This window comes from Paenibacillus dendritiformis (genome assembly GCF_945605565.1).
GTDB lineage: Bacteria > Bacillota > Bacilli > Paenibacillales > Paenibacillaceae > Paenibacillus_B > Paenibacillus_B dendritiformis_A.
Map to the genome: position 1 here is coordinate 4,611,577 of NZ_OX216966.1, position 25,161 is coordinate 4,636,737.

Here is a 25,161-nt window from a genome sequence, read left to right on the forward strand (position 1 = left end):
ACGTTCTTTTATTTTCCAGTCTTTCTTGGTTTGGTCGCTTTCATACGTGCTTTTCCCACGCGGCAGCAATCGATGAGAGGACAAATCTCGCACCGGGGCGACTGCGCTTTGCAATGATAACGTCCAAAAAATATAAGCCGGTGATGCGTAAGCGTCCATTCGTCCCGCGGAACTTTGCGCATCAGCTTCTTCTCCACTTCCAGCACGCTGTCCTGTTCATCGGCCAGCTTCAAGCGCTTGGCTACCCGTTCCACATGCGTATCGACCGCGATCGCCGGCACGCCGAACGCATTGGAGACGACGACATTCGCCGTCTTGCGACCGACGCCGGGAAGCTCGGTTAATTGGGCATGTTCCCGGGGCACCTCACCGTCATACTTGTCGAGCAGCATGCGGCACAGCTTCTGGATATTGCTTGCCTTGTTGCGGTACAGCCCGATGCGCCGGATGTCCGCCTGCAGTTCCTCCAGCGGCACCGACAAATAATCCTCGGGACGCTTATACTTCCGGAACAAGTCCGCGGTTACCTTATTGACGGTCTCGTCCGTGCATTGGGCCGACAACAGAACGGCAATCGTCAATTCGAACGGATTGGAATGGATCAACTCGCAATGCGCATCCGGATACATGCTGGCGATCGTGTCCAATATTCGGCGTACACGTGCACTGGTTGCCAATTCTTTCCCTCCATTCCTTAGGTAAAAACCGTCTCATCCCTGAACAGGAATGAGACGGTCTAATACAACCCTATTGTATTTTAAGACAATCTTTCGATTTCAACAACCTTGTTTTTCACGATATAGAGCATAATTTCAGTGTCTTCCTTAATGGTGGACAATGAAATTTTGTCGCCTTTGGAATGAACATACACATTTGGCGCCATGTTGAAGATATAGTTGCTCTCCGCAAGCGAACGCTTCACGTACAGCTCATCTCCGCTTACTCTCCAGAAGCTCCGCTTCGTGCCGGTAATCAGATTGACGGTGGTCAGACCGTCCACGTTCTTGCGGACAAAGACCCGATCGCCGGTTTTGAGCGCATTTATACTGCCTGTGGAAGACTCGTCCACTTGAATTACCGGATTTTTGCCGAGCTGATGCACCGACGCGCCGCCATCATTATCACGAACCGTCATCACCCCGGTAGAGGCGTCAATCGATTCGATACGCCCAAAGGTCACTTGCACCTTGCTTGCTTCGACGAAGTTGCGGCCGTCCATCACCACATTGAGGTACTCGTTCGGTTTGATATCGGCCAGTTTGATGGTTTTGCGTTCAATATCATAAAGTGCAGCTCCGCCAGCATAAAATTCTTCGACGGTCGAGCCGGATGTGCGGAGACGGATCCGGTTCCGTGATGTATCAACGGCTTGAACCTCGAACTGTTCGATCGATCGCAGCGCCAGAGAGTTGATGGTCGTCTGATCGTCCGTCAAGTAGGCCACGATATGATCGCCGCTATGGAGATCGGCCACCGTCGCGCTCGCCTTATCGAATCTCTCCACGTTCAATGTTGTGTTCCGGTAAGGCAGGGTAACCGACATGCCGTTCTCCAGCTTCATCGTCACCGTCTTGGCGGTGCTGCTTGCCGAAATGAACGTACCTTCGAACTTGTTGACGAATTGGACCAGCAGCGCTTGATTGGCGGTATGCTGAATATTCGCTTTCTTCTTGCCCTCCCGCAGTTCGCTTGCCATATCATCAAGATACACTCTGTCGCCGTTGCGTTCGAAGCGGGTCTCGTTGGTCAATTTCAAGGCATAAGGAACTTTGTTCGCGTCCATTACGGTCAACAGATTGTTCGTTTTGTCATAGTTGATCACCGTGACCCCGATCAGCGTCTCCAGCTTGCGGTCGAGCACTTTAATTTTCGTAACCAGATCATCGCTGTTCAACGTCAGCTCCACCCGATCGCCGAATTCTCCGGCAACCAGATCGTCGAACGTCGGAACCTTGATGCCTTCCATAATGATTTCCACGTTCGGCGCAAGCATCTTCGCTTCCAGCTTGTCATTCTCCTTGCGGATCGTCAAGCTCGTCTTCGCCGCGCCCTTCTCGTACAGACGGCCTGTCACCGTCATCTCCGTCAGCTGCGTCAGTTCAATCGACTGCACGATGCTGTTCTTGACCACGTAGGAGATTGCCGAATCCGGCTTCAAATCTTTGATGCCGTTCATCAGTTGATCCTTGTAGCGCACAACCGAGTCCTCAGCAACGGTAAAGGTATCCTGGCTTCCGCTCTCCGACTTAATCGTAATGGAACGGTTGGTCGCGTCAACGGCGACAACAGTTCCTTTGTCCGATTTGTTGACAGGGCCGGACTTCACTTGAATCTCGATCACTTTGCGATCGGAGGTGAAGGTTTCCCGCTTAATCTCCAGCACGCTGTCCTCCGTCAGCTCCGAAGCCTGGATCGAATTGCCGTTTGCGTCTTTGAGTACTGTCGACGAATCATAGAAAATTTCACTCAAATCTGCTGTGCCGTCACGTTTCACGTACAGCTTATTCTCCGAGCCGACAGCGTATTTCAGCGTCGCCTGAGAGGTTTCCACCTGCGGCGTGCTGTCCAGCAGCTCGACGAAGGCGCCAGCCCCGCCGCTGCCAAGGACGCGCACCTTCGTGTACAGCGCCAGATCGGATGCCTTGATCGCTTTCTCCGAATCGGCCTGGTAATACAGCGTCTTGTCGTCGAGACGGAATGTCGAAGCCTGGCCATCCTCCCCGTACAGGCGGATTTCCTTATCTGTCAAGGCCATAATATATCCGATCGACTCATTCTCGCGCTTGACGTCCGCTATCTTCTCCCCGCGGCTGAAAAAGGTCGCAAGCTGCGCGCGAGTGACCTTGCCCTGCGGGTCGAATTTGTTGCCGTTCAGGCCGGCTGCCAGCTTCAAATCGACGGCAGTGTTGACATAACCGAGCGCAGACGAGGAAATCTTGCTGTTATCGGCGAAAGAAGTCTGCTTGTTCTTCGCCTGCTTGGCATCCTCTTCCTTGCCGACGGCACGCACGAGAATTTTTGTAATCCATTCACGCGTCGCCTTCTTCTCGCCCCAGCTGTTCTTCGGATCCGGATTTGCCATCTCCTCGTTCTTGTCGATAAGCCCCTTCTGGAAGGCAAGCACGACGTACGGCTTGAAAATGTTGCCGACCTTGAAATCAGCTGGCAGAGCGACCGAATCGGAAGAGTTCAGTTCTCCCTGCAGCCCCATGAAGCGGATCGCCATCGTAATCGCCTCTTGCTGGGTGACGTCATCATTCGGGCGGAATTTGCCGTTGTTCCCCTTCAAAATATCCAAAGCTGCGAGCTTATGTATATGCTTCTCAGCCCAGAATCCCAAATTAACATCGCTGAACATCGGGCTTACTCCCGCGGACGCAGACTGATTCTGCGCCGTCTGTCCGGACTCTGCCGCCAAGACTGCCATTGGCGCGGAAGTGAGCGTCAGCGTGACGGCAAGCAGTGCGCTGCCAAGTGTATGGAACTTGCGCTTTGGTTGTGTATCATTCGATTGCATATGTAAATCCCCTTCCCCAAATAGTCCATAAAAATTGCTATAAGTAGTTCCATTTCGACAAGAACAGGGGCAATTCCTGCCCCTGTTCCCAAAAAGTTCGTATTATTCTCGGTGGATCGGATGCTCCAGCGTGACATGCCCCATCATGCTCTCCTCAGCTTGGCCGTCTACGAGCACATCAATCGCTTTGATCTCGTCGAATTGGAACAGTGTCTTCGTCAACGCTTCGATGGCGAACGATTCGCCACCGGCGCCGAGACGGGCATCGTCCGGAATATGGATATCAACGGTCAATGTCCCGTCGCTCAGCTTCACTGACTTGAATTCGATTTTTTTCCATAACGGAGTGTCTTCCGGATTGTCAGACGTCTGGAGCGCCTTCAGCGCTTCTTTATACTTTTCTTCATCATCCGCGAATTGAATCTTGGCGGAGTACGATTTCAATTCCATCAGATCGCTATCGGACACATAAGCCGTAATCGACTGCTCCTGCTTCTCTGGCTCTTGGTTCACGGGCTCTTCCTTCTCCGGTTCCTGCTGATTCGCTTCCTGCTGGTCCTCGCCCGGGTTCTGAACGGCCCCGTTATCCGGCTGCGTCTCGGTCGGAGGCACCTCCGGCTGACCGGCATTCGTCGTCGGCTTGGCGCCGCATGCAGTAACCAAAGAGATCGACAGGACAAGCACAGCCAATCCCCACCACTTTTTATTTTTCATCAGTAATGACCTCCTTTACACCGTTCCTAACGCAACATGAAGCAAAAAGTTGCGTTTTTCATCCTCAGGACAAGCCCAAATAGTCAAGAATCCCCTTGACGATGTTGTCTGCGACGCGCTGTTGGAACTGTTCGTCAAAAAGCTGGGCTTCTTCGGCGGCATTGGTCAAAAACCCGACTTCAAGCAAAATGGCCGGCATTTTCGTCTCTCTCGTGACATGATGATTCCCCTGGCGGACACCGCGGTCTTTGAATTGCGTTCCTTCCATCAGATGCTTGTGCATCGTCTCCGCGAACGCCTTGCTCTCCCCGCGCCAGTAGTATGTCTCCGTGCCCGACACAGAAGGTTTATTGTCAACGCTGTTCGCATGAATCGACACGAACAGATCAGCATTCAGACTGTTCGCCAGCTGCGCCCGTTCACTTAACTCCAGGAACGTGTCGTCCTCGCGTGACAGCACCGTGTTGAACCGGTCGTCTTGACTCAAAATCTCGCCAACCTTCAGAGCAAGCGACAGATTGAAGTCCTTCTCGTACCGCTTTTTCACGCTGACGGCCCCGGAATCGTGATCGCCGTGTCCGGCGTCGATAACGACCGTATACTTGCCGTCCGTCTTAATCGGAGGCTTCGGTTCAGAGGTATCTTTGCCCGGAACAAGCTCGACCGTTGTCAGTCCCGATTCACTATAGGTAATCTTCCCGTGATTCGGGCTGTTCAAGTCAACGACGAACCGGACCGTATTCGGCTTGTCGCTGAACATCGCGAAGCGGATTCGCTGCACGTCAGGGTAGTCCGTAATCTCCACTTCCCCCTGACTGCCGATACTGAAACCGAATTTCTCCATAAATTCATCGGAAAATACTGCCTTCGGGAAGTCGATAACGACCCGATCCGGGGAGTCCATCGTCATAATGCTCGGAATGACGTTGCTGGAAGCAGCGATATGTAACTGGTTATCGAAGAATGAAAAATCAGAGATTAGGGCATCCCCTTCTTGAGGGGTCACTTCACCGCTAACGTTGCCTTGAGAATTCCCGTCGTCCGGATTCAAGCCGCTTCCATTCGCATCCTCGCCGCTCGGAGTACCCGGCGTTGGCGGGACAACTTCGGATGACTCGTCAGCCGTGAACAGATAGACCGATTTGGTCTCCTTGTCCCAATCTACCGTTAATCCCATATTCTCCCCGATGAATCGCAGCGGCACAAGCGTGGTGCCCTTCTGAAGCATCGGCGCTACGTCCAGCTTGACTTCCTTGTCATTTACCGTTGCCGTCTTCTGATCGACGGTCATTGTCAATCGTTTGCTGTCATTATATATGGCTACCGTCTTCGCCTTCGGGTCCCAATCCACCTTATACCCCAACTGTTCCGACACGACGCGAACCGGAATCATAGTGACCGAATGAACTAACGTAATCTTCTCCGGCAATGAAATGGAATTGCCATCCAGGTACAAGGCCCCCGTCGGAGCGGCTTGTCCCAATTGAGGAAACAGCATGAACAACCACATGAGCATCAGAGCTACACCAATTTTTTTTCCTTTTTTCATCTTCACCTCTACATCCTTTCATATTGTTCCGGCCTATCTGTCTATGTGTTCAGACCGGACGATATATTAGACGGAAAACATAAACAAAAGTTGCGTGATTTCAACATTTTTCGGGTATATTTTTCCTTACTTATTAAGGTAATAGAACCGGGATGCCGTGGCAAGAAAAACTTTTAAAAAAAGGTTGACGCCATCTAATCAGAGGAATATACTATGAATTGCTTTTATTTTAGTTAGTAAACTATTTAACTTGTATACATTATAATTTGTATAAATTATATCAACTAAAGGAGGTTGGATAATGGCGGGAGATGAGGATCTCATTCAGTTCGAGCGGCTGTTCTGGCGAGTATCCCGCAAGATTCAGTGCTTGCGCAAGAAGAAGTTCAACGATCGCTTGTCGGATTCGCAGACTTATATTCTCGTGAAGCTGGCGACCGAAGGTCCGCAGAAGGTGTCTGGCCTGGCGGAGTCGATCGGCATTACGCCTGGCGGTGTCACCAGCATTTCCGATAAGCTGATCGCGAGCGGGTATGCGCAGCGCAAGCGCGACGAGGAGGATCGCAGGGTTGTCTTTCTGGAGATTACCGACAAAGGCATGGACATTTTGAAGGAGCTTCATCAGGAGCGGCTGGAGATCATCCGTTATTTGTTCAGTAATCTGCCGGAAGACGAACTGCGCCATCTCAACCGGACCTATGAGAAGCTGCTGGAGAACCTGGACCAATATGAGGAAGAAATGCTGGAAGAGTAATGGAGTAAGACAAGGAGTGGATTTATGGAACATTTATCAGAAAAACGAAAATTAACGATCATGATCGCGATTATGGCGGCGATGTTCTTCTCAGCCATCAATCAGACGATCATCGGCGTCGCCATGCCGCGCATTATCGCGAAGCTTGGCGGGATGGACTATTATACATGGGCAATTACAATCTATCTGCTGACCTCGACAGTCGCTACCGTGCTGGTTGGCAAATTATCTGATATTTACGGGCGGAAGCCTTTTATTTTGGCTGGTATCGCGCTGTTCATGCTGGGCGCATTCCTGAGCGGCTTTTCCGCCGATATTTTTCAACTGATTGCGTTCCGCGGCATTCAGGGAATGGGCGCCGGCATTATTATGTCTACCGCATTCACAGCCGTTGGCGATCTGTATGCGCCGCGGGAGCGGGCGAAATGGATGGGCGTCATGAGCGGCGTGTTCGGCCTGTCCAGCGTGCTGGGGCCGCCGCTTGGGGGCTATCTGGTCGACCATCTTGATTGGAGATGGGTATTCTGGATGTTCCTGCCGCTTGGCATTGTCGCCTTCTTTATGATTATCTCCCTGTTCCCGAAAGTGGAGCGCAAAGTTGGAGAATCGATCGACTATTGGGGCTCGATATTCCTGACGACGACTATTGTGCCGCTGCTGCTCGCCTTCTCCTGGGCGGGAGACGGCGCAGGCAAATACGCTTGGGGTTCATGGCAAATTATCGGCCTGTTCTCGGCAACCGTCGTTTCCCTCATTATTTTCATTTTGGTGGAAATGAAGGTCAAATCTCCGGTACTGCCGCTGTCGCTGTTCCGCAACGGCATCGTCACCGTGTCGAACCTGGCCGGATTCGTATTGAATGCCGGCATGATGGGGGCCATCATTTATGTTCCCTTCTTTGTTCAAGGGGTTAAGGGCATCTCCCCGACCTATTCGGGTTATGTCACCATGCCGATGTCCGTCGTTATGATTCTGTGCACGGCATTTATCGGACAGTTCATCTCGAAGACGGGAAAATATAAAAAAATGGCCATCGGCGGCCTGCTCATTATGACGTTCGGCATGGTGCTCCTGCACTTCATGACTCCGGATACGGCGATTTATATTACCGTTATTTATATGTGCATCGTCGGTCTCGGTCTCGGGATCAGCATGCCTGTATTCTCCCTGACGATTCAGAATGCGGTAGAGCCGCAGCAGCTCGGCGTGGCGACCGCATCCTCGCAGCTGTTCCGCTCCTTGGGCGGAACGATCGGCATCGCAGTGATGGGAACCGTCATGAACTCTCACATGACCAGCAAAATGACCGAACTCGGCGCAGCATCCGGCGCTGCCGGCGGACAAATGCAAATCGATCCGAAATACGCGGAGTCGATCAAGGATGTGATGAATCCGCAGACGCTGCTCGATCAGCCTAAGCTGGAAAGCATCATGAGCCAGCTTCCGCCTGAACTGCAGACGATGGTCGACAATCTCGTTCATATGGTGCGCGAAGCGCTTAGCTACGGCGTGACCAGTACCTTCCTGACAGGAGCCATCGTCACGGCGGTAGCCGTCGTCCTGACCTTCTTCCTGAAGGAAATCCCGCTTCGCTCCGCGAAGGATGTCAAGGTGAAGCAAGGCGACCATGCAGGAGAAGCGAGACAGCAAGTCTTCGTCAATTCCAAATCTTAATATGCTTATCAAAACGAACCGCCTTATCCCTTCGGATAAGGCGGTTATTTATAAGGGAATCATTAGTAAAGGGGGCGCTAACTATGTACATCCGCATCCTATGGGGACTGATCATCATAGGAGTAACGGGAATCTATACGTTGGTTACGAGTAATCTGTACCACATGTTCCTCATCAACGGCTTCGTCGGTCTCGGACTATGGGCATTCGCCGGCTTGCTGTCCGGCACGTTCAGGGATCAGAGACATTGGCAATTCAATTATACACACAACTCGGAGGATGATACGCGCAGGCAGACAAGCTTCAGCGCTACGCTGCTCTTGCTCGGTCTGCCAAGCGTGCTTGCTTCGCTGCTTCTCTACATATTCGTATATCGTTAACCGGTATTCTGCTATTTTGCCGTTCATCCGGGCGTATCTGCATCGCTGGCCGGAGCAGCCAGTCCCAGCGTCATCGTCTCCGCCATCATTTCTACCGCTTGCTGCAGCGTACAGGACGAGCGCATCAAGAATTCAGGATCGAACAAGGCGGCCGAGGCTCCGATCATCATCTGCACGACGCTCGGTACATGGACAGACCGTATTTCCCCGGCGGCAATGCCTTCTTCAATAATATTGGTTACGGTAGACCACCCGCATTCTTCCTGCAAATAATTGTTGATTTTATTCCATTCATTCGGAGCAAGCCGCTTCATCTCCGCCAGCAGCCGCTGATCGCTCAGCTTCAGCCCGCTCGGTACGATGGAGAGGACCCGCTTCAGCTTCTCCAGACTGCTCCATTGCGGATTCTCATAAATCCCTCTCTCAAGCTGGATAACTTCATCGATCGATTGGTCAACGATTGAGCCGATCAACTCCTCCTTCGAGGAGAAATGCTCATAAATGGTTCGTTTGCTTATCCCCATCTCCCCGGCCAGATCGCTCATCGTAAATTTGAGTCCCTGGATCGACATCAAGTCCAAGGCCGCCTGCATCAGCCGCTCTCTCATGTAACTTCCCCCTCTTGACCAACAAGGTAAGCACTTCGCATCATGCGTATCATCATGCCGAGTATATGTCCTTACTCAAATGGCGTCAAGGAGAGAATATATTGGGCTTCGATACACGTTTGCTCATGAGGATGAAGCGCCGAAGCGAGGCCGATGTATCATTCATATGACAACGCCTGAGATCCTAGCGCATGCCAGGACTCGATAAATTGCTTCTTTTTTACTTTGACTGCCTTGCGGGCGGAGAGCGGATCATTGAGATATACATAGTTCGGATCATAGCCCGCCAACACGACTGCATGGAGATCCAACGGGGTCGTAATTTGTTCGTTTCCATGCTTCCACGATTCCCAGCGATCAGGTAATTTATAATCGCCAGTAGTCCAGGTTACGACAGGCTTTCCTGTGCTTACGTGCCGCAGTATCTTCTCGAACGATTGCCCCGTCAAATTGACCGTACGTCCCGGCAAATACTTCTTCATCAGATCTTCGAGCGGTTCGGCATAGATCGCGTAACCTTTCTCTTTCCCCGTTATATCTCCCACAAATCCTTCATTCGGATCGCCCCAATGGGTGATATCGCCCGCCTTGCCTGTCTTTATGTCATCCGGCTCCTTTTTTACTTCATCTGCCAGTTCCATTTTTCCTACCCGAATTCCGGCATATTTCAATATCATGGCTAAGCTTGTTACTTCGCAACCGTTTTTCAATTCAGGATTTTGCGCGACGAGCGGAACGTCCAACAGTATTTTTTCTTTGCGCGCAGGTCGAGGCTCTTGAGAGAGCGATTGACCCTGCTTGCTTGGATGGCTTTGATTGGTTGGATTGCTTTGCACATCATTGGGAGCCTCACCTTCTGAACTCGATGCATTGAGTCTGTTCCGGTCAAACTCACGCTGGACTGGGGCATCGGGGGCTGGTTGCCGTTGAGCTTGTTGTGTGCAGCCTGGGGCGATGGCCAGCAGGACAATAACAAGGACATGGATCGTCACACGATTAATCATTGCCAATTCCCCACTCCTTCAAAAATATTTACAGTCCTATTGTTCCGGCATGTCCCATAAATATTCTGCAAAGCCCGCTCCCTTTAGGTAGCATAACCACTTTAGACGGTTCTTCCGTCTGGTGCTGACAGCATGTTCACAAAAAAACCCTGCTCCGAAGGCTAAGCTTCGGGACAGGGAGTCTTCGCGTCAGGATTCAGGATGCGGAAGCGGCCAGGCGCTCTGCATGCTTCGCCTCATACGCGGCAATCGCATCCTCATGCTGGAGGGTCAACCCGATATCATCGAGCCCCTGCAGCAAAAATTGGCGGCGGTGCTCATCCAGATCGAACGAACAGGACAAGCCGTAATCATCGGTTAACTGCTTGTTCTCCAGGTCGATATGGAGCTTGTAGCCTGAATGGTGCGCCGTCCGCTGGAACAGATCCTCCACCTGCTCCTCCGACAGCTTGATAGGCAGAATGCCATTTTTGAAGCAGTTGTTATAGAAAATATCCGCAAAGGATGGAGCGATCACACAGCGGAATCCATAGTCGAGAATCGCCCACGGCGCGTGTTCCCGGGAGGAGCCGCAGCCGAAGTTGGCCCGCGAGATCAGCACGCTCGCTCCGCTGTATTGCGGCTGATTAAGCGAGAAGGACGGAATTTCCTTCCCTTCCTCATCAAAACGCCATTCGTAAAACAGGAATTGCCCGAACCCGCTCCGCTCGATACGCTTCAAAAATTGCTTCGGAATGATGGCGTCCGTATCTACGTTCACGCGATCGACCGGCGCCACCAATCCCGTCATTGTTGTAAATGGTTGCATCGTCCGTTCCCTCCTAGTTCAATACTTCCGACTTGAATTCCCAATTGCGCACATCGACGAAATGCCCCTTAATGGCTGCAGCCGCAGCCATCGCCGGTGAGACGAGGTGGGTGCGTCCTCCGCGGCCCTGGCGCCCTTCGAAGTTCCGGTTCGAAGTCGATGCACAGCGTTGGCCCGGCTGCAATACGTCCGGATTCATCGCGAGGCACATGCTGCATCCGGCGTCGCGCCATTCGAAGCCCGCTTGCTTGAACACGGCGTCAAGCCCTTCGGACTCGGCCTGCAATTTGACGCGGCCCGATCCAGGCACGACGATCGCAGTGACCTTGTCGCTTACTTTATGCCCTTTGGCCACTTCAGCAGCGGCGCGCAAATCTTCAATCCGTCCGTTCGTGCATGATCCGATGAACACGTAATCGATGCCAATCTCGGTCATCGGCGTTCCCGGCGTAAGCCCCATATATTCAATCGCCTTCTCCGCGGCTTTGCGCTCATTCTCGGTCTTGAAATCTGCCGGATTCGGCACCGCAGCCGTAATATCCGTTCCCATGCCAGGGCTTGTGCCCCAGGTCACCTGCGGAATGAGGCTGTCCATATCGACTTCCACGACCAGATCATAGGAGGCCCCTTCATCCGTGGCAAGCTGCTTCCAGCGTTCGATCGCCTTGTTGAAGGCTTCGCCCTGAGGAACATACTGGCGTCCGCGCAAATATTCGAATGTCGTCTCGTCCGGTGCGATCAGCCCGGCACGCGCTCCCGCTTCAATCGACATGTTGCATACTGTCATCCGCTCTTCCATCGTCAGCTCGCGAATCGCTTCGCCCGTATATTCGATAACATAGCCGGTCGCGAAGTCCGTTCCGTATTGGGCGATGAATCCGAGAATCATGTCCTTGGCCGTAACGCCCGGCTTCCGCTTGCCGACGAACCGCACTTCCATCGTCTTCGATTTGGCTTGCTGCAGGCATTGAGTAGCCAGCACATGCTCGACTTCGCTCGTCCCGATACCGAAGGCAAGCGCTCCGAATGCCCCGTGGGTAGACGTATGGCTGTCTCCGCATACAATCGTCTTCCCCGGATGGGTCAGGCCGAGCTCAGGGCCCATGACGTGCACGACCCCTTGATCGATGCTGTTCAGATCGAACAGCGTCACGCCGAATTCCTCGCAGTTTTTGGACAGCGTGTCGATCTGCTGCTTCGAGATCGGATCAGTAATATTGAAGCGATCCTTCGTCGGCACGTTGTGATCCATCGTGGCGAACGTCAATTCCGGTCTGCGCACCTTGCGGCCGCTCATGCGCAGCCCTTCGAACGCCTGCGGCGATGTGACCTCATGCACCAGGTGCAGGTCAATGTACAAGATCCCCGGCTTTCCTTCCTCTTGAACGATAACGTGATCATCCCAAATTTTTTCATACATCGTTTTCTTTGCAGCCATTCGTTCTTCACCTCTCCGCATAATGCGCTGTACTATTAGAATGAATATAGCATTTGCTTCTTCATTGATCCAAGATATAATATCTATAACAATGATAGGTTCAACCTATAACTCTAATTGTATATCAGGGCGTTAGCTATATTCTTTCATTTGGAGGACATACCTATGGAATTTCGGCAACTACAATATGCGGTGCAGATTGCGCAGGAACGCAATTTCTCGCGGGCAGCCGAGAAGCTGCATATCGCCCAGCCCTCGCTCAGCCAGCAGCTGTCCAAGCTGGAGAAGGAAATCGGGGTGCTGCTGTTCCGCCGCACCACCAACTCGGTCGAGCTGACGCATGCCGGCGAGATCTTCGTCGATCGCGCTCAGAAAATATGGGATGCGATGGAGCAATTAAAAAGCGAGATGGCCGATATCAGCCAGACGAAAAAAGGAAAGGTCGTCATCGGGACAATGCCGATTACGGGCTCTCACCTGCTCCCTCACGTGCTTCCTTCGTTCCATTCCATCTACCCGGATATCGATCTCGTGCTCGTGGAGGATACGTCTACGTCCAATCTCGAGCGGATGACGGCGCAAGGAAAAAACGATCTTTGCCTGCTCTCGCTGCCGCTGACCGATCCGGCCCTGACCTGGGAGCCGCTCGTCGATGAGGAGATTCTGCTCGCCGTCCCAAGCCAGCATCCACTCCTGCCGCAGAACGGAGCTCCTGTCGAGGAGGTTCCGCTCGCTTCCTTGCAGGATGAGCCGTTCATCCTGCTGAAGCGAGGACAGGGCTTCCGGCAGCTGACGATGGATCTGTGCGAACAGGCCGGCTTCCGGCCCAATGTCGTATTCGAGAGCAGCAATATCGAGACCGTGCAATCGCTCGTCGCCGCAGGAATGGGGGTCGCGCTCGTCCCCGCGTTCATCGCGCGGGCGCCGCGCATCGAATTCGTCCCCGCCTACTTGCCGCTGGCCGGACGCCCCGCCCGTACCCTCGTCATCGCCTACCGCGAAGGCCGTTATATGTCTCATGCGGCATCGGCGTTCATGCAGACCTTGAAGAGCATGGTTGCAGAGCGGTTCGGCGGCCGGGCCGGAACCCCTTAAATGAAGAACAGCCCCGAGACCGCTTATGACGGTTCGGGGCTGTATGTCTGTCTATGGAAGCGCGACCGGCAGCTTGCCTGCGGGCGGTTCGGCAGAGAAGAGCGCCTTGACGCCGGCGCGGAGGTTACTGGACGTCGTCCCGTAGACGGCAATGCCGAGCGGGATATCGGGCAGTTCGGCGATATCGTACGGTGTTCCGACGGATAGCACCGCAGCCGCAACGTCCTGCTCCGCTGCGGCCTGGAACCAGCTTATCACCGTCTCCGCGCTGCTGCGATCATGATGCAGGTCTTGCGTCACCCAGACCGCGATGGCCCCGGACGGCCATTGCCGGGGGGATGGGACCTCCGCTGGAGTCCGCGCTTCGACCTGAATGCTCCCCCCGGCCGCAGCGGAAGCGGCCCCTTCGATCTCGCGCTGTACGCGCTCCAGTACCGTCCGCTGATCCCCGATGAGGATGACGCGGCGGCCATCCCCGCGAAGCAGCGGCAACTTCGTCTTCACTCCGGTTCCCCATACGGTGGCCGCTTCGGCCGCGATGCGGTCGGCCGTCTGCTCCGCCGAGCCTGACTGAAAATATGCCTCGGCTCCCTGGATTGCATCTTCCAGCGGCACGGGCGGGGAGGCCGTGTCCGGCAGCAGGCCGTACTTCCGCTTCATCCGCAGTATTCTGCGGACGCTGTCGTCAATCCGGGCGGCCTCAATCTCGCCGGCATCCACCGCCCGGTGTATCGCGCTCACCGCCGCGGCCGGCTCCGGCGGCATCAGAAGCATGTCCGCCCCTGCCTTCACCGCCATGACCGCCGCTTCCTCGCTCCCGAAGTGATCGGCGATGGCCTTCATATTGAGCGCATCCGTCACGATGACCCCCTGGAAGCCAAGCTGTTCGCGCAGCACGCCGGTCAGCAGATGCGGCGACAACGTCGCCGGAAGCGTAATCGGCTTCCCGTCCAGCTTCGAGACGGCCGTCGCCGGTTCCAGCTGCGGCACTTGAATATGCGCGCTCATGATCGCATCGACGCCTTCCGCGATGGCGGCCCTGAACGGCACCCATTCGATGGATTCGAAGCGAGAGAGCTCGTAATCGAGCTTCGGAAGCCCAATATGCGAATCGGTCGCCGTGTCGCCATGCCCGGGGAAATGCTTGGCCACCGCAGGCAGCCCGGCGGCATGCATGCCGACGATGAACGACTTGACGAAGTCTGCCACCTGCTCCGGATCCGATCCGTACGAGCGGAGGCCGATAACCGGATTGTCCGGATTGCTGTTGATGTCGGCGACCGGCGCGAAGTCCAGATTGATCTCCAGCTTGGCGAGCATCTGGCCGAGCACTTCCCCCGTCTCGGCGGCCGCTCCCGGGCGCCCCGTCGCGCCGATCGCCATATTGCCGTTCATCGCCGAGGCGAAGGGCAGCCGTGTGACGATGCCGCCCTCCTGATCGGTGCTCATCCATAACGGAATGGCAGCCGTCTGCTGCAAGCGGCGATTCAGCGTCAAAACCGAGCGGATATCCGGAATATCGCCTCGGAACAGGACGACCCCGCCGGGGCGGAGCTTCTGCATCGCTTCCTCCAGCTGGACGCCACCGGCTTCCTGGGCGACTGCCTCCAAATCGACCATCAGCATTTGACTGATCCGCTCATCGAGCGACATGCCAGACAGCGTCTGTTCAATGAACGCCTTCTCCTTCTCCTTCTCCTTCTCCTGTTTGGCGATCGCTCCATCGTTCCCTGCCGGTGTCCCGCCCGGTGACGCAAGGCCGCTACCGGCGCCTGTTCCGGGACCTTCCGCCGGTCCTGCCTGAGGCTGGAGGGCGATCCAGGCGCCGAGGCCAACGGCCGCGACAAGCAGCACCAAGGCCAGGATGATGAACTTCCGCCGGGCTCCGCCTCGCCGTGTCCGGCCGTGCCGGTTCGAACGCGGAGGCGTGCTCATGCCCGCTCCTGGGCGGATACGGGCTTCCCGATCCCGCGGTACAACGCTTCCCGCCGATCCGCAAATACAGGAATCCGGCTGCGAACCTCCTGGACGGATGATAGCGGGATATCCGCGTAAATATCCGTTTCTTCTTCTTCCGCCCCCGCGATGGTCTCTCCCCAAGGATCAAGCACGACCGAATGGCCGAAGAAGGCGGACGCGGTTCCGTCCGCTCCTACGCTTGTGCCAACCCGATTGCAGGCAGCGATGAACATCTGATTCTCGATGGCCCGGGCCGTCAGCAGCGTGCGCCAGTGGTGAAGGCGCGGATGCGGCCACTGGGCCGGCACGAACAGCACCTCGGCCCCGTCAAGGGCCAGCGTGCGCGCCAGCTCCGGGAAGCGCAAATCATAGCATATGATGGCCCCGCACGCCACGCCATCCAGTTCAAAGCGTCCCAGCAAGTCTCCCGCAGTCAAATACGAATGCTCATCCATCAACCGGAACAGATGAGTCTTATCATATTGAGCCGCAATCCGTCCCTGGCGATCCGTCACATACAAGCGGTTATAGAAGCGGCTTCCTTCACGCACCGATACCGATCCGCCGATAATATTCACTCCATATCGGGCGGAAAGCGCCGACAGCAGCTCCCGCGCCGCTTCCCCTCCGGGATCTGCCAATTGATCGAGCTTTTCCAGCGCATAGCCCGTATTCCACATCTCCGGTAGCACAATGACGTCAGGCCGGGCACCCGGACTGTCCATCACTTGCTCAATGCGGCGCTTTACGCGGTCCGCGTTGCGATCCGGCTCTCCGATGCTGACATCCATTTGAATCAGGCATATTCTCCATGCTTCCGGCTTCATTCGATTGACACGCTCCTTCGTTCTGTCCAGTTTTTCCACACTTTCCTTCATGATACCTTTTCATGGAATGGAGTCAAGCCGGACACACTATAGAAGGTCTATTACCGCACCGAAAAGAAAGGAGTTTTCCTTATGATAAGACAAGCAATTCGAGCTGCGGCTGCCGCGCTGCTGATCGGGGCCTTCGCTTGGGCCGGCGTCTCCGGCGCATTCCCTGCGGAATTCGAGACCGGGAATACCGCCCCGTCGTCGAAGGTTCCTCCCGTTCAGCTGTTCGACATGCAGCAGGAACGCATTATTAAGACGATTCCGAACCAGGAAGAACATCAGGCTGCCGCCCGGGAATGGCTTCAATCCGTTACCGGTCTCGCTCCCCAGTTGACGATCGACAGCCGCTGCGGCTATATCGTCCGCATCCCGCTCGAGGCGCCCGTAGAGATCAAGCTCCCTTCGGCTGAATTGAAGACGAAGGATGTGTTCTTAATCTACTGTCCGGACAGGGATCCGTTGCTCCTGGTCTTCTCCGAGCAGCGCAAGCCGTTCCTGCTGCGCATCTCGTCGAACGTGAAGCCGTTCATGCAGAAGCTGCTGGCACCGGCCTCCCCTCGGCAAGTGACGCCTTCCAGCAACTGACTATCGGGACGGCTGCTTCCTTCTCATCGTATGAAAAAGAGGTATACACTTCCGGCAAAACATGCTAAATTATCGTTAATCTTCGCGCTTGGCGATATTTGTGTCTGGAGTGAATTACGATGAAGCCTACTATACCTACAATCGTGCCGGCCGATCGGATGAACGGTCTGCCGAAGCAGTTCTTCGCCGCTCTGGTAGCGCGGGCCCAGGCGAGAGTCGCGGCCGGTCACGACGTGATTAATCTCGGGCAGGGCAATCCCGATCTGCCGACGGCTCCGCATATCGTCGCCGCCCTGCAGGAAGCGGCTGCGAATCCGTTATACCACCGCTATCCCCCGTTCCAGGGCTACCGCTTCCTCAAGGAGGCCGTCGCTGAGCGGTACATGGCCGATTACGGCGTCGAGCTGGATCCGGATACCGAAGTCGCCGTTCTCTTCGGCGGCAAGACCGGGCTCGTGGAGATAAGCCAAGTCTTGCTGAACCCGGGCGACGTATGTCTCGTTCCGGATCCCGGCTATCCTGATTACTGGTCCGGCGTCGCATTGGCCGGCGCCGAGATGGTCATGATGCCGCTGCATGAGGCGAACGGCTATTTGCCGGATTATGAGCGGATTGACGCCGCATGTCTGGCACGGGCGAAGCTGATGTTCCTCAATTATCCGAACAATCCGACATCGGCCGTCGCGGATCGCCCGTTCTACGAGGAGACGATTCGCTTCGCTGAACGGAACGGCATTGTCGTGGCGAGCGATTTCGCTTACGGCGCCATCGGCTTCGACGGCCACCGTCCGATCAGCTTCCTGGAGCTTCCGGGAGCGAAGGAAGTTGGCGTCGAGTTCTATACGATGTCCAAAACCTACAATATGGCCGGCTGGCGCGTCGCCTTCGCCGTGGGCAACGCCGAGATCATCCGGCTCATCAATCTGATGCAGGACCATATGTACGTCAGCCTGTTCGGCGCGGTGCAGGCCGCGGCGGCGGCCGCGCTCACCGGACCGCAGGAATGCGTCCGGGAGCTGTGCGCGGTCTATGAGTCACGGCGCAATGCACTCTATGCGGAGCTCCACCGCATCGGCTGGAACGCACAGCCGCCGGCCGGCTCCTTCTTCGGCTGGCTTCCGGTTCCTGCCGGATTTACGTCCGCGTCCTTCGCCGATCTGCTGCTGGAGCAGGCGAATGTGGTGACGGCGCCGGGCATCGGATTCGGCGAACACGGCCAAGGCTATGTCCGGCTCGGCCTGCTCGCGCCGGAGGAGCGGCTGATCGAGGCGGCGGAACGCATCGGAGCGCTCGGTCTGTTCGGCGGCTGACATGGCATCCGATCTGCCGTGAATGGACAAAACTCCGTCCAGCAGTGACAATCCATCTCTAGCCGCCGCTTTACACGTCTCCGAATCGCATGGTATTCTAATGGTAACCGCGCCGCCGCATGGAACGGCAGGCGCCGGATACATGGAACGCGATGACAGGACCAGTACGCAACCAAGTCATGCCCAGAGAGCGGATGCCCCGGCTGCAAGCACCGCCGTTGAACGTTGCGGAACCTATCCTTGAGCGGTCAGCGTAAGCGATGAGTCGCGAAGCTGAACGGCAGCCCCGTTATCGGCAGGAAGCAGGAAGCGGAGAAATCCCGCGGAAGGCCGTTGATCATCGGCAGCAACATGCTGCAATGGCCGGCAGACGCAGGAGTTATGTCCGTCTTCAACAAAGGTGGTACCGCGGAAGAACAACTTTCGTCCTTTATAGGACGAAAGTTTTTTTATATTCCGCAACAAGTATAGAAGCACGCAGTATAACGGCAGGAAGTGATTGAATTGCAACGCATCGTAATGAAAATCGGAAGCAGTTCCCTTACGTCGGACAATGGCGGCCTCGATCGCGATCGGGTCTCCTTTTATGTCCGGGAAATGATCTCCTTGCGCCAACGCGGCGCCCAGGTGGTGCTGGTCACCTCCGGAGCGGTTGCGGCCGGCTTCCGGCATATCGGCTACCGGGAACGGCCCAAGCAGCTGCACGAGAAGCAGGCGGCCGCCGCGGTCGGGCAGGCTCTGCTAATGCAGGCGTACCAGGAGGAGCTACAGCTGCACGGAGTGCCCGCGGCTCAAATTTTGCTCACCCGTTCCGACTTCGCGAACCGCCGCCGGGGCCATAACGCGTATATGACGCTGCAGGAGCTGCTCGCCCGGGATGTCGTCCCGATTATTAATGAGAATGATACCGTCTCGGTCGAGGAACTGAAATTCGGCGATAACGACACGCTCTCGGCGCTCGTCGCCAATCTGGTTCATGCGAACCGGCTTATTATCGTCACCGATACGGACGGCTTGTATACGGCCGATCCGCGGACGAATCCCGAGGCGATCCGCTTCGAGCGCGTCGAGCAGATCGACGAGGATCTGTATGCATATGCCGGAGGGGCAGGCTCCTCCGTAGGTACGGGCGGCATGAGGTCGAAGCTGGACGCGGCGCGCATCGCCATGCGCGGGGGCGTCCCCGCCTTCGTCGGCAAGGTTAATGAACCGGGCGATCTCCTGCACGCGGTGGACGGCGATGGAAAAGGCACCTATTTCGACACCCACTTTCATGCGCTGCCGATGAAGAAGCAGTGGCTCGGCTTCCATTCGACGGCTCATGGGCGCATCGGCGTCGATGCCGGGGCGGAGCAGGCCCTGCTGGAGAAAGGCTCCAGCCTGCTGCCCGCCGGCGTCCGTTCGATCGAGGGAGAATTCCATTCCGGCGACGTGGTCGAAGTCATCGGACCCGATGAGCGGCTTATCGGCAGAGGCATCGTTAATTATGATTCGGATCAGCTGCGCACAGCGGCCGGCTGGTCGAGCGATGAAGTGATGAAGCGGATGGAGGTGCACCGGATTGAAGTCATTCACCGGGACGAATGGGTAACCCTGCGTTCCTGATGTTTCGGCAAAAAATAGATTTTACAAGGAGGAACTACGATGAGTGAAGTGCGTAACAAATCCGGTCTGGCGAAGCAAGCGGCCCAGATCATGAACCGGTTGACCACGGAGGAGAAAAATGCCGCCCTCCTGCAAATGGCGGATAAGCTGCTGGAGCAAGAACGCTCCATTATCGAAGCGAATGCGCAGGACTTGGAGAACGGCCGGCAGCAAGGCACCTCCCCTTCCCTGCTCGATCGGCTGGCCCTGAACAGCGCCCGCATCGAAGCGATGGCGGAAGGTCTGCGCCAGATTGCCGAACTGCCCGATCCGGTGGGCGACGTGCTCGAGACATTCACCCGTCCAAATCGCCTGCGGGTCGAGAAGATCCGGGTCCCGCTCGGCGTTATCGGCATGATCTATGAAGCCCGGCCCAATGTCACCGTCGACGCGGCCGGACTCTGCCTGAAGACCGGGAATGCGGTCGTCCTGCGGGGCGGCTCGGCCGCGATGGAATCGAACAAGCGCATCATTGCCGTGCTGCACGAGGCGCTGGCCGGGACGGCGCTTCCGGCGGACGCGCTGCAATTGATCGAAAATCCGGACCGCTCCTCGGTCGATGAAATGCTGAAGCTGAACGGATTGCTCGACGTCGTCATCCCGCGCGGGGGCGCTTCGCTGATTCAGAATGTCGTGCAAAATGCCACCGTTCCGGTGATTGAGACGGGTGCCGGCATTTGCCATACGTACATCGATGAATCGGCCCGTCCGGCGATGGCGGAAGCGATTGCCGTCAATGCCAAGGCTCAGCGCCCATCGGTCTGCAACGCCATGGAGACGCTGCTCGTGCATAAGGCATATGCGGCGCAGCATCTGCATGCGCTGCTTGAGCAGTTGCGCGTCCGGGATGTCGAGCTTCGCGGCTGCGAGCAGACGCGGGCGCTTGATCCGTCGGTGGCGCCAGCCGCCGAAGCGGATTATGCGACCGAGTACAACGATTACATCCTCAACGTGCGCATCGTTGATTCGCTCGATGCCGCGCTGGAGCATATTGCGCGTTACGGCACGATGCATTCGGAGTGCATCGTCACCGAGAATGCTCAGCATGCCGAGCGCTTCCTGCAGGAGGTTGACGCCGCGGCCGTCTATCACAACGCATCGACCCGCTTCACGGACGGATTCGAATTCGGCTTCGGCGCCGAGATCGGCATCAGCACCCAGAAGCTGCATGCGCGCGGCCCGATGGGACTGCCGGCTCTCACCTCAAGCAAGTACCGAATCTACGGAACAGGACAAATTCGTTCTTAAAAAAGAGAAGCTTAGCGAATCGATATGGATAGGAAGAGAGAGGAATGATACTGATGGACAATCGACATGCACATATAACCGACTCGTTCCGCTCGCTTCGCATCGGCATCTACGGAGCCGGTTCCATGGCGGAAGCGATTATTCGCGGCCTGACGGAGAAGCGGCTGATCGCGCCGGACCGGATCGCGGTCGTGAACCGGAGCAATACCGAACGGCTGGAGGAACTGCAGCGGCGCTACGGCGTCGCCGCCGACAATTCTCCGCAAGGCAAAGTGCAGCTGCTGCAGGCCGCCGATATCGTCCTCATCGCCGTCAAGCCGAAAGATGCGGCAGGCGCGCTCGCCGAGCTGAAGACCTGCCTGCGGCCGGGTGCACTCCTGCTCTCGGTCGTCGCGGGGCTCTCGATCGCCACGATGCAGCGCATTGCAGGCCCGGTTCCCGTCGTGCGCACGATGCCGAATACATCCAGTTCAATCGGCCTCGGCGCCACCGGCGTCTGCTGGTCGGACGAGACAACCGTGGACCAGCAGGAAGCCGCACTGCATCTGCTGCAGGCCGTAGGCTACGCAACCGTGGTCGCCGAGCATGATCTAAATATGATTACCGGACTATCCGGAAGCGGTCCGGCATATGTATACTATTTGATGGAAGCGATGATCGCGGCGGGCATCGACGGCGGGCTCTCCGCGGAGCAGGCCCGCGAGTTGACCGTGCAGACCGTCCGGGGCGCGGCCGAGATGGTCCGTCTGACCGGAGAAGAGCCGGGCGAGCTTCGGCGCAAGGTGACCTCTCCCGGAGGGACGACTGCTGCCGCGATCGAGACGCTGGAGCAGTACCAATTCCAGCAGGCGCTTCGTTCCGCCATACACCGCGCGGAAGCCCGCGCGCAAGAGATGGGTGAACAAATTGGGAGGGTGACATTTTGAAAGCACATTGCACCGCCACGTATCGCATTTATGACGATCGCGCCGACTTCGCCAGCAAAGCGGAAGGCATCGCTGTCGGCATGACGGTCGGCAGCTGGACCGAGCTGCCGGAAGCGCAAAAAGCGGATATGGCCAAGCATCTGGGACAAGTCCTCTCTGTCGTGCCTGTCGAATCCGACATCCCGGGCGAGCGGTATGCGGATATTACGATCGCCTATCCCGACGTCAATTACAGCCGGGATCTGCCGGCGCTGCTCGTGACGATGTTCGGGAAGCTGTCCATGGATGGACGCATCAGGCTGATGGACATCGAATGGTCCGATGCGTTCAAGCAAGCGTTCCCCGGACCGAAGTTCGGCCTGGACGGGGTGCGGAAGCTGGTCGATGTGCATGACCGGCCGCTGCTGATGAGCATTTTCAAATCCGTCATCGGCTACGATCTGCCGGCTCTTGCCGAACAATTCCGGCAGCAGGCCCTGGGCGGAGTCCATATCATTAAAGACGACGAAATTCTGTTCGAAAATCCGCTCACCCCGATCGAGCGCCGGGTGAAGGCCTGCATCGAGACGGCCGATGCCGTCAGCGAGCAGACCGGCCGGAAGCTGCTGTATGCGGTCAACCTGACAGGCCCGACGTTCAAGCTGCGCGATCAGGCGCTGCGCGCGATCGAAGCCGGTGCCAATGCCTTCCTGTTCAATGTGCTGGCCTATGGCTTCGATGTGCTGCACGCGCTCAGCTCGGATCCGGATATATCGGTGCCAATCGCGGCGCATCCGGCGATGGCCGGCAGCATGTATCCGTCGCCCCATCACGGCATCGCGGCCCAGCTGCTGCTCGGCAAGCTGATGCGACTCGCCGGAGCGGATCTGGTGCTGTTCCCGTCACCATACGGCTCCGTAACGATGCCGGCCGAGGATACCTTCGCCATCCGCGATGCGCTTACCAGGCAGGATATGGCGCTGCAGCGCAGCTTCCCGGTGCCGTCCGCCGGCATCCATCCGGGCATCGTGCCGCTTATCATTCGCGATTTCGGCACCGATGTCATTGTCAATGCGGGAGGCGGCATCCATGGGCATCCGCTCGGTACCGCTGCCGGAGGGCGCGCATTCGTGCAAGCAATCGACGCGGTCATGCAGGGCAAGACCCTGGAGAGCTGCGCGGCCGATCAGGAAGAGCTCCGGGCCGCGATTCAAGCATGGGGGGTGAAGCAGTGAGCCGAAGCCAACGACGGGTCATCTTCTGCGATTTCGATGGTACGATTACCGTGAATGACAATATAATCGCCATTATCCGCCACTTCAACCCGCCGGGCTGGGAACCGATTGTCCAGGACGTCCTGGAGGAACGCATTTCCATCTCCGAAGGCGTCGGGCAAATGTTCGCGCTGCTGCCATCGTCGATGCGGGATGAAGTCATCCGGTTCGCGCTCGGACAAGCGGTGATCCGGCCGGGATTCGAGGAATTCGTCCGCTTCTGCCGCGACAGCGATATCGAACTGTACGTCACTAGCGGCGGCATCGATTTCTTCGTCTATCCGCTGCTTGAGCCGTTCGGCATTCCTTCGGATCATATCTATTGCAACGGCAGCGACTTCAGCGGTGAGTCGATTCGGATTACCTGGCCGCATCCTTGCCAGGATCCGTGCCGGAACAAATGCGGCATGTGCAAGGCAACCATTGTGCGCCGTTTTCCGCCGGAACAATACGAGCGGATCGTGATCGGGGACAGCGTGACGGATTTCGCGGCGGCGAAGCTGGTCGAGTTCGTCTATGCGCGTGCCCAGCTCATAAGCAAATGCGAAGAGCTGCACCTTCCTTATGCGCCGTTCGAGTCATTTTACGATATTATCGAGCATTTGGGAGGGCGGCTTCAATGACTGATATTAAGTCGACTTTGGAGGAAAGACAGCGCACGCTGGCCGAGCTGCGCAGCATCAAAGAGCAATTCGCTGCCCGCCATTGGTTCCCCGGGACGAGCGGCAATCTGTCCGTTCGCGCAGGAGACATCAAGGAGGGGCGGTTTCAATTCGCGATCACGGCGAGCGGCAAGGACAAGTCCGTACATACGCCAGAGGACTTCCTTTTCGTGGATGAAGCCGGACAGCCTTGTGAGGCGACCCGGCTGCGGCCAAGCGCGGAGACGCTCATCCATTGCGAGATTTACCGCTTAACCGGAGCTGGAGCCATTTTTCACATTCATACCGTATTCAACAATATCGTGTCCGAGCTCTATGGGGATGAAGGCTATATTCCCGTCCAAGGCGTGGAGCTTATCAAAGCATTCAACATCTGGGAGGAAAATGCGCGGATCGACATCCCCGTCGTTCCGAACTACGCTCATATTCCGAGCATCGTTCCCTGCATTACGGACAAGCTCAATCCGGCCATTCCGGGCATCGTGCTGCGCAACCACGGCATTTACGCCTGGGGTGCCAACTGCTTCGAGGCGAAGCGCCATCTCGAGGCGTTCGAATTTCTGTTCGAGCATGTCTATCGGATGAAGGCGCTGGGACGATAGCACTTCACCTGCGATCGCTTTGGAAGAACGTTCTTCCAAGCGATCGTTTTTTTATCCGGATGCCGATGCGGAGGTACTCCTCAAGAGATGGCCGGGTCCCGGCCCTTTGCTCCATTCTCCCCTTCCGTCAGGTGCCAATCGGAGACTTTCTTTTCATCCATCCCCTTCTCATGAAAAGCTCCCTTGCCCCATACCCGAAACGCGGTCCACCTGTCAAAATGATAGCGTTATTCGTGTTATATGACGATCTCTTGTTTGGTACGGCTGTTTTTTGAAACCGGCCGAAGCTTCACCTCCGGCATCCCTGCTTGCTTGCGGCTTGCGATCAAGATCCCATTGTCTGCCGGACTCTGAGCCTCGGGGAGAGTATGCATAAGCGCTCTACAACAGATAGACACGGATAGGAGCACTTAGAAAAGCATGAACCGTGAAGCGCATACACGAACCTGGCAGTTCGATGCAAATATTCACCAAGCCCTTTTACTTGCCCTGCCCCCTTTACTTTTCTCATCCAACTCTGTATCATAAAGCGGCTGCCGGTGTCCATTGGCCGACG

22 protein-coding genes are annotated in these 25,161 nt (G+C 56.4%); 12 read left to right on the forward strand and 10 right to left on the reverse strand.

Annotation, left to right across the window (positions count from 1 at the left end):
- Positions 1–8 precede the first annotated feature (8 nt).
- The 4 genes from nth to NNL35_RS20595 all read right to left on the reverse strand — a co-directional run bounded on the left by nth (position 9) and on the right by NNL35_RS20595 (position 5,780).
- Positions 9–677 (reverse strand): endonuclease III, encoded by a 669-nt coding sequence (gene nth / locus NNL35_RS20580; protein WP_040734459.1) that lies wholly within the window; start codon positions 675–677, stop codon positions 9–11.
- An 80-nt stretch (positions 678–757) separates the two neighbouring features.
- A complete protein-coding gene (locus tag NNL35_RS20585; RefSeq protein WP_006679884.1) occupies positions 758–3,517 on the reverse strand; it encodes an S-layer homology domain-containing protein in 2,760 nt (919 codons plus the stop codon).
- Positions 3,518–3,619: 102 nt separating this feature from the next.
- Complete coding sequence (locus NNL35_RS20590; RefSeq protein ID WP_006679885.1) at positions 3,620–4,231, reverse strand: GerMN domain-containing protein; 612 nt, start codon at positions 4,229–4,231, stop codon at positions 3,620–3,622.
- 64 nt (positions 4,232–4,295) lie between these two features.
- A complete protein-coding gene (locus tag NNL35_RS20595) occupies positions 4,296–5,780 on the reverse strand; it encodes an N-acetylmuramoyl-L-alanine amidase family protein (RefSeq protein ID WP_006679886.1) in 1,485 nt (494 codons plus the stop codon).
- Between the two features lie 301 nt (positions 5,781–6,081).
- On the opposite strand from NNL35_RS20595, the gene NNL35_RS20600 reads away from it, so the two are divergent.
- The 3 genes from NNL35_RS20600 to NNL35_RS20610 all read left to right on the forward strand — a co-directional run bounded on the left by NNL35_RS20600 (position 6,082) and on the right by NNL35_RS20610 (position 8,588).
- Positions 6,082–6,534 carry a MarR family winged helix-turn-helix transcriptional regulator gene (locus NNL35_RS20600; RefSeq protein WP_006679887.1) on the forward strand — a complete coding sequence of 151 codons (453 nt, stop codon included), beginning with the start codon at positions 6,082–6,084 and terminating at the stop codon, positions 6,532–6,534.
- Positions 6,535–6,558: 24 nt separating this feature from the next.
- On the forward strand, positions 6,559–8,208 hold the full coding sequence (locus NNL35_RS20605) for an MDR family MFS transporter (RefSeq protein WP_006679888.1): 1,650 nt from the start codon (positions 6,559–6,561) through the stop codon (positions 8,206–8,208).
- An 83-nt stretch (positions 8,209–8,291) separates the two neighbouring features.
- Positions 8,292–8,588 (forward strand): DUF5316 domain-containing protein, encoded by a 297-nt coding sequence (locus tag NNL35_RS20610; protein WP_006679889.1) that lies wholly within the window; start codon positions 8,292–8,294, stop codon positions 8,586–8,588.
- 23 nt (positions 8,589–8,611) lie between these two features.
- Here NNL35_RS20610 and NNL35_RS20615 read toward each other — a convergent pair whose 3' ends face one another.
- From NNL35_RS20615 to leuC, 4 genes are all read right to left on the reverse strand, one after another.
- On the reverse strand, positions 8,612–9,196 hold the full coding sequence (locus NNL35_RS20615; RefSeq protein WP_006679890.1) for a TetR/AcrR family transcriptional regulator: 585 nt from the start codon (positions 9,194–9,196) through the stop codon (positions 8,612–8,614).
- A gap of 158 nt (positions 9,197–9,354) precedes the next feature.
- Positions 9,355–10,200, reverse strand: a complete 846-nt coding sequence (locus NNL35_RS20620; protein WP_083835648.1) for a C39 family peptidase — start codon at positions 10,198–10,200, stop codon at positions 9,355–9,357.
- Positions 10,201–10,396: 196 nt separating this feature from the next.
- Positions 10,397–11,008 (reverse strand): 3-isopropylmalate dehydratase small subunit, encoded by a 612-nt coding sequence (gene leuD, locus NNL35_RS20625; RefSeq protein ID WP_006679892.1) that lies wholly within the window; start codon positions 11,006–11,008, stop codon positions 10,397–10,399.
- Between the two features lie 13 nt (positions 11,009–11,021).
- Entirely contained in the window at positions 11,022–12,446 is a 1,425-nt protein-coding gene (leuC, locus tag NNL35_RS20630; protein WP_006679893.1) for a 3-isopropylmalate dehydratase large subunit, read from the reverse strand.
- A gap of 165 nt (positions 12,447–12,611) precedes the next feature.
- On the opposite strand from leuC, the gene NNL35_RS20635 reads away from it, so the two are divergent.
- A complete protein-coding gene (locus tag NNL35_RS20635; RefSeq protein ID WP_006679894.1) occupies positions 12,612–13,541 on the forward strand; it encodes a LysR family transcriptional regulator in 930 nt (309 codons plus the stop codon).
- Between the two features lie 51 nt (positions 13,542–13,592).
- On the opposite strand, the gene NNL35_RS20640 is transcribed toward NNL35_RS20635, so the two are convergent.
- Together NNL35_RS20640 and NNL35_RS20645 are read right to left on the reverse strand one after the other, a co-directional pair.
- A complete protein-coding gene (locus tag NNL35_RS20640; protein ID WP_006679895.1) occupies positions 13,593–15,476 on the reverse strand; it encodes a glycoside hydrolase family 3 protein in 1,884 nt (627 codons plus the stop codon).
- The gene (locus NNL35_RS20645) at positions 15,473–16,327 is read right to left on the reverse strand and encodes a carbon-nitrogen family hydrolase (RefSeq protein ID WP_006679896.1); all 855 of its coding nucleotides are present in this window, start codon (positions 16,325–16,327) and stop codon (positions 15,473–15,475) included. Before NNL35_RS20645 ends, NNL35_RS20640 begins: the two co-directional genes overlap by 4 nt.
- Positions 16,328–16,459: 132 nt before the next feature.
- On the opposite strand from NNL35_RS20645, the gene NNL35_RS20650 reads away from it, so the two are divergent.
- The 8 genes from NNL35_RS20650 (at position 16,460) to mtnB (ending at position 24,605) form a co-directional block, all read left to right on the forward strand.
- Positions 16,460–16,960 carry a hypothetical protein gene (locus NNL35_RS20650; RefSeq protein WP_006679897.1) on the forward strand — a complete coding sequence of 167 codons (501 nt, stop codon included), beginning with the start codon at positions 16,460–16,462 and terminating at the stop codon, positions 16,958–16,960.
- A gap of 119 nt (positions 16,961–17,079) precedes the next feature.
- A complete protein-coding gene (locus NNL35_RS20655) occupies positions 17,080–18,270 on the forward strand; it encodes a pyridoxal phosphate-dependent aminotransferase (RefSeq protein WP_006679898.1) in 1,191 nt (396 codons plus the stop codon).
- A gap of 519 nt (positions 18,271–18,789) precedes the next feature.
- Positions 18,790–19,875, forward strand: coding sequence for a glutamate 5-kinase (proB, locus tag NNL35_RS20660; protein ID WP_420798560.1), 1,086 nt, complete (start codon positions 18,790–18,792; stop codon positions 19,873–19,875).
- Between the two features lie 39 nt (positions 19,876–19,914).
- Positions 19,915–21,162, forward strand: coding sequence for a glutamate-5-semialdehyde dehydrogenase (locus tag NNL35_RS20665; RefSeq protein WP_006679900.1), 1,248 nt, complete (start codon positions 19,915–19,917; stop codon positions 21,160–21,162).
- A gap of 44 nt (positions 21,163–21,206) precedes the next feature.
- Positions 21,207–22,088 carry a pyrroline-5-carboxylate reductase gene (proC, locus tag NNL35_RS20670; protein WP_006679901.1) on the forward strand — a complete coding sequence of 294 codons (882 nt, stop codon included), beginning with the start codon at positions 21,207–21,209 and terminating at the stop codon, positions 22,086–22,088.
- On the forward strand, positions 22,085–23,302 hold the full coding sequence (locus NNL35_RS20675; protein WP_006679902.1) for a 2,3-diketo-5-methylthiopentyl-1-phosphate enolase: 1,218 nt from the start codon (positions 22,085–22,087) through the stop codon (positions 23,300–23,302). The genes proC and NNL35_RS20675 overlap by 4 nt, the downstream gene beginning before the upstream one ends.
- On the forward strand, positions 23,299–23,964 hold the full coding sequence (locus NNL35_RS20680; protein ID WP_006679903.1) for a 2-hydroxy-3-keto-5-methylthiopentenyl-1-phosphate phosphatase: 666 nt from the start codon (positions 23,299–23,301) through the stop codon (positions 23,962–23,964). The genes NNL35_RS20675 and NNL35_RS20680 overlap by 4 nt, the downstream gene beginning before the upstream one ends.
- The gene (gene mtnB, locus NNL35_RS20685; RefSeq protein WP_006679904.1) at positions 23,961–24,605 is read left to right on the forward strand and encodes a methylthioribulose 1-phosphate dehydratase; all 645 of its coding nucleotides are present in this window, start codon (positions 23,961–23,963) and stop codon (positions 24,603–24,605) included. The genes NNL35_RS20680 and mtnB overlap by 4 nt, the downstream gene beginning before the upstream one ends.
- Positions 24,606–25,161: the final 556 nt, after the last annotated feature.